This window comes from Mesorhizobium sp. M7A.F.Ca.CA.004.12.1.1 (assembly GCF_003997835.1).
In the GTDB taxonomy this organism is placed as follows: Bacteria; Pseudomonadota; Alphaproteobacteria; order Rhizobiales; family Rhizobiaceae; genus Mesorhizobium.
Genome location: NZ_RZRK01000303.1, coordinates 1 through 6,750 on the forward strand (window position 1 = coordinate 1; position 6,750 = coordinate 6,750).

Sequence of the window (6,750 nt, forward strand, 5' to 3'; positions counted from 1 at the left end):
ATCCCCTATCTGATCGCCACCGCCACCGCGTCGAATTGCGGCAGCGTCGCCACCATCACCGGCAATCCGCAAAACATGGTCATCGGCGCGCTGTCGGGCATTTCCTATCCGGCCTTTTCGGCAGCGCTGGCTCCGGTCGCCCTTTTCGGCCTCGTCGCGGTCGTTGTCATCATCCGCATCGTCTACCGGGCCGAATTCGCCCGAACGGTCCAACTGACGCCCGAGGTCTCGCGTGGCCGCATGCACAAGGGGCAGGTGCTGAAGGCGGTGGTGGTCTGCATCGGGCTGGCAATCGCCTTCTTCGCCGGTGTGCCTGTCGCCAAGGCCGCGCTCATCGGCGGCGCCATCCTCTTGCTTACCCGGGCGATCAAGCCGGAACGCATCTACCGCGAGATCGACGGTCCGCTGCTGTTCATGTTCGCCGGTCTGTTCGTGGTCGTCGCCGGCGCCGAAAAGACGCTTCTTTCGCCAGACATGATCGCCTCGGCAAAGGACCTCGGGCTGGACGATGTCTGGCGTCTGTCCGGATTCACCGCGGTGCTTTCCAACATCATGAGCAATGTCCCGGCCGTGCTGGCGCTGCGGCCTTTCATACCCGGCCTGGAAAACCCCGAGCGCGCCTGGCTGGTCGTCGCCATGAGCTCGACACTGGCCGGCAATTTCACGCTGCTGGGTTCGGTCGCCAATCTGATCGTCGCCGAACAGGCACGCGCCGCCGGCACGACGCTGTCGTTCGGCGCTTTTTTCAAGGTCGGCTTGCCGCTGACGCTGATAACGCTGGCCGCCGGCACCGCATGGCTGGCGTTTGGGTTCTAATGCATGTCGCCCAAAAGTGGCCCCGGTTTTGGCGCAACGACATGCATAAAACCAAAGGCTTAAAGCGCGTCGCGCTTTAGACCTGGCTGCCTGAAATCCGCGCCCGCACCAGCGTCGCCGCGGCGCGGCCGGCGGCCTCGATGTAATCGGGGTTGCGGTGGATCAGCATGATCGAAAAGCAGCCGTCGATCAAAAGCACGATCTCGCGTGCCAAGGCAGGCGGCTCGCCGACGCCATGGTCCGACAAGGCGCCGGCCAGCCATGTTTCGAAATTCAGCTTGTGCCGCGCGCCGACCTTGACCGCCGGATGTCCGGGCATCGAGGCGAGTTCGGCGGCCGTGCGCAGGAAGCCGCATCCTTTCCATTTCGGGTGACGAGCGGACCTCGCCAGATTGGTGAAGATCGCCTCGACCTTGCGATCCGCGCCGCCTTCGGCGGCATCGAACCAGCCGGCCATCCGCTTCAGATTGGGTTGGTCGCGGCCATCGAGATAGGCGGCGATGAGGTCGTCCTTACTCTTGAAATGGTAGTAGAGCGTGCGTTTGGTGAGACCCGCTTCCTCGGCGACGGCATCGACGCTGACGCGACCGATTCCTTCGGCATAGAAGAGCCTGGTCGCGGCATCGACAATACGTTTGCGTGTAGGACTTTGCGTGTCAGGCATGAGCTTAGGTATACCGACTAGTGAATATACACAAGCGGAAAGGGGCATAGTCTTCCGGTCATCAGCATGATGAAGAAGGAAGAGCCAATGACCGATCTTGTCCTCAAGGAACCCCGGGATGGGATTGCCATCCTCACCCTCAATCGGCCGGAGAAGCTCAACGCCTTGAACTATGCCCTGATCGATCGCCTGCTTGCGATCCTTGACGACATTGAAGTCGATGACAGCGTTCGTGCGGTCATTCTGACCGGTGCAGGGGAGCGGGCGTTTTCGGCCGGCGGCGACATTCATGAGTTCTCGGCCAGCGTGGCGCTCGGCGTCGATGTCGCGATGCGTGATTTCGTCATGCGCGGGCAACGGCTGACGGCGAGGCTGGAAGCGTTTCGCAAACCCGTCATCGCTGCCGTCAACGGCATTGCCTTTGGTGGCGGTTGCGAAATCACCGAGGCGGTGCCGCTGGCCATCGCCAGTGACCGCGCTTTGTTCGCCAAGCCGGAAATCAACCTCGCAATGCCGCCGACCTTCGGTGGAACCCAACGCCTGCCAAGGCTCGCCGGGCGCAAGCGGGCGCTGGAGTTGCTGTTGACCGGTGACTGGTTTGCGCCGCCGCGGGCGCTTGAGTTGGGTCTCGTCAACGAGGTTGTGCCGCATGCCGAATTGATGCCGGCCGCGATCGGCCTGGCCAGGCGTATCCTGCGACACTCCGATCTGGCGATTGCCGGCATCCTCACGGCAGTGGCCCGCGGCCTCAACCAGAGCATCGCCGAAGGTTTGCTGGTCGAGGCCGAGCAGTTCGCCCGCATGGCCCCGACCGCTGATCTGCGCGAAGGGCTGAATGCCTGGATGGCACGCCGCGAGCCGGGCTATGACGGCTCGTGGACGCATATCGCGCGTCCCGACGAGGCCAGGCGAGCCTCGTTGGCGCTGGATCAGGGCGCCACCACCAAACGGCCTTTCATGTTGGGGTGAAAGCGGCAGAAATAGTCGACCGGTCCCGCGGCCTTCAATGTCAGGCTTGCGGATTTCTTCGGCGGGATCATCACTTCCCAGCCGCCTTTCACGGTGGCCGTGTGGGCGAACACATCCTTGTTCACCCACTCGATCGTGTCGCCGACCTTGGCCTCGACGGTGGCTGGCGAGAACACCAGCCTGTCGATGATGACCTGGATGGTTTCCGCTCGCGCCGGAACGGTACCGACGGCCAGCGTCAACGCAATCCACAGATAGCGTTTCGGCATGCTCCCGGTCCTTACTTGAGCCTGCCGGCGACGTGCTCGGCGTGCTGCTCATGGCCCTGGAAAATCTTCAGGCCGGTTTCCAGCAGGCCCTTCAGGTCGGCATTCTGCGCCGACGGGATCAAAAGGGTTTCGAGCGCGCCGTTGACCTGCTTGTGGTAGGCGACCTCGTTATCGACATAGGCCTTGTCGAAGGCAGCGCCGTCGAGTTTGGCGAGCTTGGCCCGCTCCTCCGCCGCAGCTTTGGTCAGCGCCTGGCTGGTGGCGTTGTCTTCCGGCGTGACCTTGAGCTTCTTCACCAGATCGAGCGCCTGCACGTTCACGGCTTCGTGGTCGCGCACCATGTCGTTGGCGAAATCCACGACCTCCTTGGTCTTCGATTTTTCGATGGCCAGCTTGGCCGCTTCAACGTCGATGACCCCGGCCGTATAGGCGATGTGGGCGATCTGCGGATCGGTTGGCTTGTCGGCGGCTTGTGCGAACGGGGCGGTGCCGAGCAGCAGCAGGGCGGCGAGCGCGGCAGTGTGTCGGATGGACATGGCATCTCCTTCGCCGGACGCTGAAAATCGCGCCGGACTGTGTTTTCGGTTGACGGTCATTGGATGCTGGCCAGCGGCAAACGTTCCCGCCAAAATCAATTGAATCCGGTGAGGCTCAGCTTTCCAGCCCGAGCCGCCGCATGACCGCGCTGGTCAGTCGTTCGCAACGCCGGCCGGCGAAGGGGAAGGCATCGAGCAGCACCGGCCCGATCTGATCGTCCAGCGCCTTGCGCACCAGGGCGCGGGCGCGGTGCAGCCTTGTCTTGACGGTTTGCGGCCGCACGCCGAGGAGATCGGCGGTCTCCTCGATGCTCAGCCCCTCGATCACCCGCGCCACGAACACCGTCCGGTAGACGTCGGGAAGGCTGTCTGTGGCCTGTTCGACCAGTTGGAGGATCTGCCTTTGCGCCATCGTCCGTTCCGGATCGTCGCTGGGGTGGAGGGGGAACCGGATGATCTCGGCTTGCGGATTTTCCGGCATTGCCACCGTTCTGCGCCTTTTGCGCAGGCGGCCGAGCGCCTCGTTGATGACGATGCGCGACAGCCATGTGGCGAGCGAGGAGTCGCCGCGAAACGCATCGAGATGGGCGAAAGCCTTGAGGTAGGCCTCCTGGACGATGTCCTCGGCCTCGCTGTCATTGCGCACGACGCCGCGCGCGATCCGGTAGAGCCGCTGATTGTGTGTCTTGATGATGGTGCGGAAGGCGTCGCCGTCGCGCGCCAGCGCGCGGTGCACAAGCTGCATCTCGCCTGGCGCAGCGGAAGGCACGGCCGTCAACACAGCAGGCATCGCCACTTTCCTCAACCCAATCTCCGAACCAAGATCTCGATCGGGAGATTGGACGCTGTCGCCGGCAAAAGGTTCCCGAAGATTTTCTGCCGGGCCCGGCGGCCGCTACCCTACAGTGCGAGTGAAGGCTTGTCAGGCAGCCTGCAGGCGCGCTGTGGCCGCCAACAGATCGGTCTGGGTGATCAGCCCGAGAATCCGCTTGTCGTCGTCGACGATGATGACCGCGTGGCTGCGGCCGTCGGTGAGCACGGGCAGCAGACCCATGGCGGCGAAGCCGGCGGCGGCTGTTGCCGCGGGCGATATAACGGATCCGACCGTCCCGGAGGCCTGGGTGAGTTCGCGCAACCCCACGGTGCCTGCCAGCCTGGCCTCCGCATTGACGACCGGCAAGGTCCGGATGTTGTGGTCAAGCAGCAATTGGCGCGCCGCCTCGGTCGAGGTGTGAGCATCGACCGAGATGACATCGCGCGACATGATGTCCTCGCACAGAAGGGTCTTGTGCGCGCGCACCATCGCCTGCAATTCGACCTGCCGCAGCAGCCGGTCGAGATCGTTGCGATCGATATCGAACGTCTCGTCGAGTGCGCCAAGCGCGGCATCGATGTCTTCGGAGCGGAAGCCGACGCGCAGTTGCGCCGGCGGATCGCCGGTGCCGTGGCTGTTCGCCGGCACTGCAACCGGCACATGCGGATAATTGCGCCGGGCCAGCCTGTGGAAGCCGTAGCCGAGCGCCACCAGCAGGATCGAGTTCAGCGCCACCGGAACGAATGGAAACAGGAAGCCGGCGCTGATGACGGCAGGCCCTCCCAGCACCGCGGTCAGCGCGGCCGCTCCTCCCGGCGGATGCAGGCAGCGCGTGAACGACATGGCGGCGATGGCCAGTGCCACCGCGATGCCGCTGGCAAGGGCGGTTTCGTGGATGAAATGCGCCACGATCACGCCGACCAGCGCCGATATCGTGTTGCCGCCGATGATCGACCATGGCTGTGCCAGCGGACTGGCGGGCACGGCGAACAGCAGCACCGCCGACGCCCCCATCGGCGCCACCAGCAGCGGCACATGCGGGCCGTTGCCGAGTACAAGGCTGGCGATCACGCCGGTGAGCGCAATGCCGATCGTCGCGCCGATACAGGCGACGAGACGCTCGCGCAGCGTCGCGCCGGCAAGAATGGGAACAAAAAGGCGGAAAGCCATGGGGTCGAAAACTCTGCCGGTATTCCAGGGGAAGTCGAAAATGTGCTGATCGCACCGCAATGACGCGGCATCGTTGAATTTGAAAGCCAAACTGATCCGGCAAACCGCAATTTTAGGGAATAGAATTCCGCTACGCAGCCGCCGCGGCGGTCAGGCCGCGCGAGATGTCGGCCTTCAGGTCGTCGACGTCCTCGAGGCCGATCTGCAGGCGGATCAACGGACCCTCATAGGGCGCTTTTGCAACGACGCGGTCGCCGAGCCAGACCGGTACGGCAAGGCTCTCATAGCCGCCCCAGGAATAGCCGAGGCCGAAGATCCGCAGCGCGTCGAGAAAGGCGTGCTGCTGCTTCTGGCCGCCACCGGCAAGAACGATGGAAAAGATGCCGCTGGAGCCGGAGAAATCTCGCTTCCACAGAGCGTGGTCCGGATGGCTGGGCAGGGCCGGGTGGAGCACGCGCGCCACGCCCTTCTGGCCCTCGAGCCAGGAGGCGATGGCAAGCGTACTGCGCTGATGGTGTTCGAGGCGCACGCCCATGCTGCGCAGGCCACGCAGCACCTGGTAGACGTCGTCGGGCCCGGCGCAACAGCCAAGCGTGCAGAAGCTCTCGTAAAGATGCGTCCAGCAGCTCTCATTGGCCGACACCGTGCCGAGCAGCACGTCGGAATGGCCGGCTGGGTATTTGGTCGCCGCATGGATCGAGATGTCGACGCCGTGGTCGAGCGGACGGAAATAGAGTGGCGTCGCCCACGTATTGTCCATCATGACGATGGCGCCCGCGGCGTGCGCCGCCTTGGCGATAGCCGGGATGTCCTGCACCTCGAACGTGTTGGAGGCCGGCGATTCCGTGAACACCACCTTGGTGTTGGGCTTGATCAACGCCGCGATGCCGGCGCCGACATCGGGGGCGTAATACTCGACCTCGACGCCCAGCCGCTTCAGCATCGTGTCGGCGAAATTGCGGGTCGGATGATAGACGGTATCGACGATCAGCAGATGGTCGCCGGCCGAGACGAAGGCGAGCAGCGGCACCGTCACCGCCGCAAGGCCCGACGGCACTACGATCGTGCCTGCCGAGCCTTCCAGCGCGTCTATGGCATGGGCAAGCGCATCGGTCGTCGGTGTGCCGCGCGTGCCGTAAGTGTATTTCTGGGTGCGTGCCGCCATCGAAGCCGCGTCGCGAAACAGCACGGTCGAAGCATGCACCACCGGCGGATTGACGAAGCCGAAATAGTCGTGCGGATTGTTGCCCGAATGGGCAAGCCGCGTGTTGATGCCCATCCCGCCGTGCTCGCTGCCGTCCTTCGCCATTCTGCGTCGCCTTGTTTGACAAGCCGCTAGCCATAGTGCGGCGCTATGGACCGTGCAACAGCCACCGCCCGCCAGGAGGCGGACTTCGAATATGCCAATTCGTCGCGGCAAAAACAGCGATGCTGGGACAGGGTATTAAACGAAAAACCCGCCTGTGCGGCGGGTTATCGGCGCAAATCAGCACCATGGACGAATATGTACCA

General features: G+C 63.9%; 8 protein-coding genes. 2 read left to right on the forward strand and 6 right to left on the reverse strand.

Annotation, left to right across the window (positions count from 1 at the left end; all coding sequences use genetic code 11):
* Positions 1–816: SLC13 family permease (locus EN984_RS17205; protein ID WP_127383845.1), on the forward strand; the 816-nt coding region annotated here is incomplete at its 5' end.
* Between the two features lie 76 nt (positions 817–892).
* Here EN984_RS17205 and EN984_RS17215 read toward each other — a convergent pair.
* Positions 893–1,480, reverse strand: coding sequence for a TetR/AcrR family transcriptional regulator (locus tag EN984_RS17215; RefSeq protein WP_164748925.1), 588 nt, complete (start codon positions 1,478–1,480; stop codon positions 893–895).
* Positions 1,481–1,567: 87 nt separating this feature from the next.
* Here EN984_RS17215 and EN984_RS17220 point away from each other — a divergent pair, with 87 nt between their 5' ends.
* Positions 1,568–2,449 carry a crotonase/enoyl-CoA hydratase family protein gene (locus EN984_RS17220; protein WP_127270772.1) on the forward strand — a complete coding sequence of 294 codons (882 nt, stop codon included), beginning with the start codon at positions 1,568–1,570 and terminating at the stop codon, positions 2,447–2,449.
* Here the strand turns inward: EN984_RS17220 and EN984_RS17225 are convergent.
* The 5 genes from EN984_RS17225 to EN984_RS17245 form a co-directional block, all read right to left on the reverse strand.
* Positions 2,410–2,718, reverse strand: a complete 309-nt coding sequence (locus EN984_RS17225) for a cupredoxin family copper-binding protein (protein WP_127269122.1) — start codon at positions 2,716–2,718, stop codon at positions 2,410–2,412. The two genes, EN984_RS17220 and EN984_RS17225, sit on opposite strands and share 40 nt — an antisense overlap.
* 11 nt (positions 2,719–2,729) lie before the next feature.
* Positions 2,730–3,254: a DUF4142 domain-containing protein gene (locus EN984_RS17230; protein ID WP_127269121.1), complete on the reverse strand. Its 525-nt coding sequence runs from the start codon at positions 3,252–3,254 to the stop codon at positions 2,730–2,732.
* A 115-nt stretch (positions 3,255–3,369) separates the two neighbouring features.
* On the reverse strand, positions 3,370–4,044 hold the full coding sequence (locus tag EN984_RS17235) for an RNA polymerase sigma factor (protein ID WP_127269120.1): 675 nt from the start codon (positions 4,042–4,044) through the stop codon (positions 3,370–3,372).
* 132 nt (positions 4,045–4,176) lie between these two features.
* Positions 4,177–5,238 carry an HPP family protein gene (locus EN984_RS17240; protein ID WP_127269119.1) on the reverse strand — a complete coding sequence of 354 codons (1,062 nt, stop codon included), beginning with the start codon at positions 5,236–5,238 and terminating at the stop codon, positions 4,177–4,179.
* Between the two features lie 130 nt (positions 5,239–5,368).
* Positions 5,369–6,547: a cystathionine beta-lyase gene (locus EN984_RS17245; protein WP_127269118.1), complete on the reverse strand. Its 1,179-nt coding sequence runs from the start codon at positions 6,545–6,547 to the stop codon at positions 5,369–5,371.
* Between the last annotated feature and the right edge of the window lie 203 nt (positions 6,548–6,750).

What these genes read in the sequence shown, in the direction of transcription:
- EN984_RS17215 (WP_164748925.1), bottom strand. Translation starts at nt 1,480, where the DNA reads ATGCCTGACACGCAAAGTCCTACACGCAAACGTATTGTCGATGCCGCG.
- EN984_RS17220 (WP_127270772.1), top strand. Translation starts at nt 1,568, where the DNA reads ATGACCGATCTTGTCCTCAAGGAACCCCGGGATGGGATTGCCATCCTC.
- EN984_RS17225 (WP_127269122.1), bottom strand. Translation starts at nt 2,718, where the DNA reads ATGCCGAAACGCTATCTGTGGATTGCGTTGACGCTGGCCGTCGGTACC.
- EN984_RS17230 (WP_127269121.1), bottom strand. Translation starts at nt 3,254, where the DNA reads ATGTCCATCCGACACACTGCCGCGCTCGCCGCCCTGCTGCTGCTCGGC.
- EN984_RS17235 (WP_127269120.1), bottom strand. Translation starts at nt 4,044, where the DNA reads ATGCCTGCTGTGTTGACGGCCGTGCCTTCCGCTGCGCCAGGCGAGATG.
- EN984_RS17240 (WP_127269119.1), bottom strand. Translation starts at nt 5,238, where the DNA reads ATGGCTTTCCGCCTTTTTGTTCCCATTCTTGCCGGCGCGACGCTGCGC.
- EN984_RS17245 (WP_127269118.1), bottom strand. Translation starts at nt 6,547, where the DNA reads ATGGCGAAGGACGGCAGCGAGCACGGCGGGATGGGCATCAACACGCGG.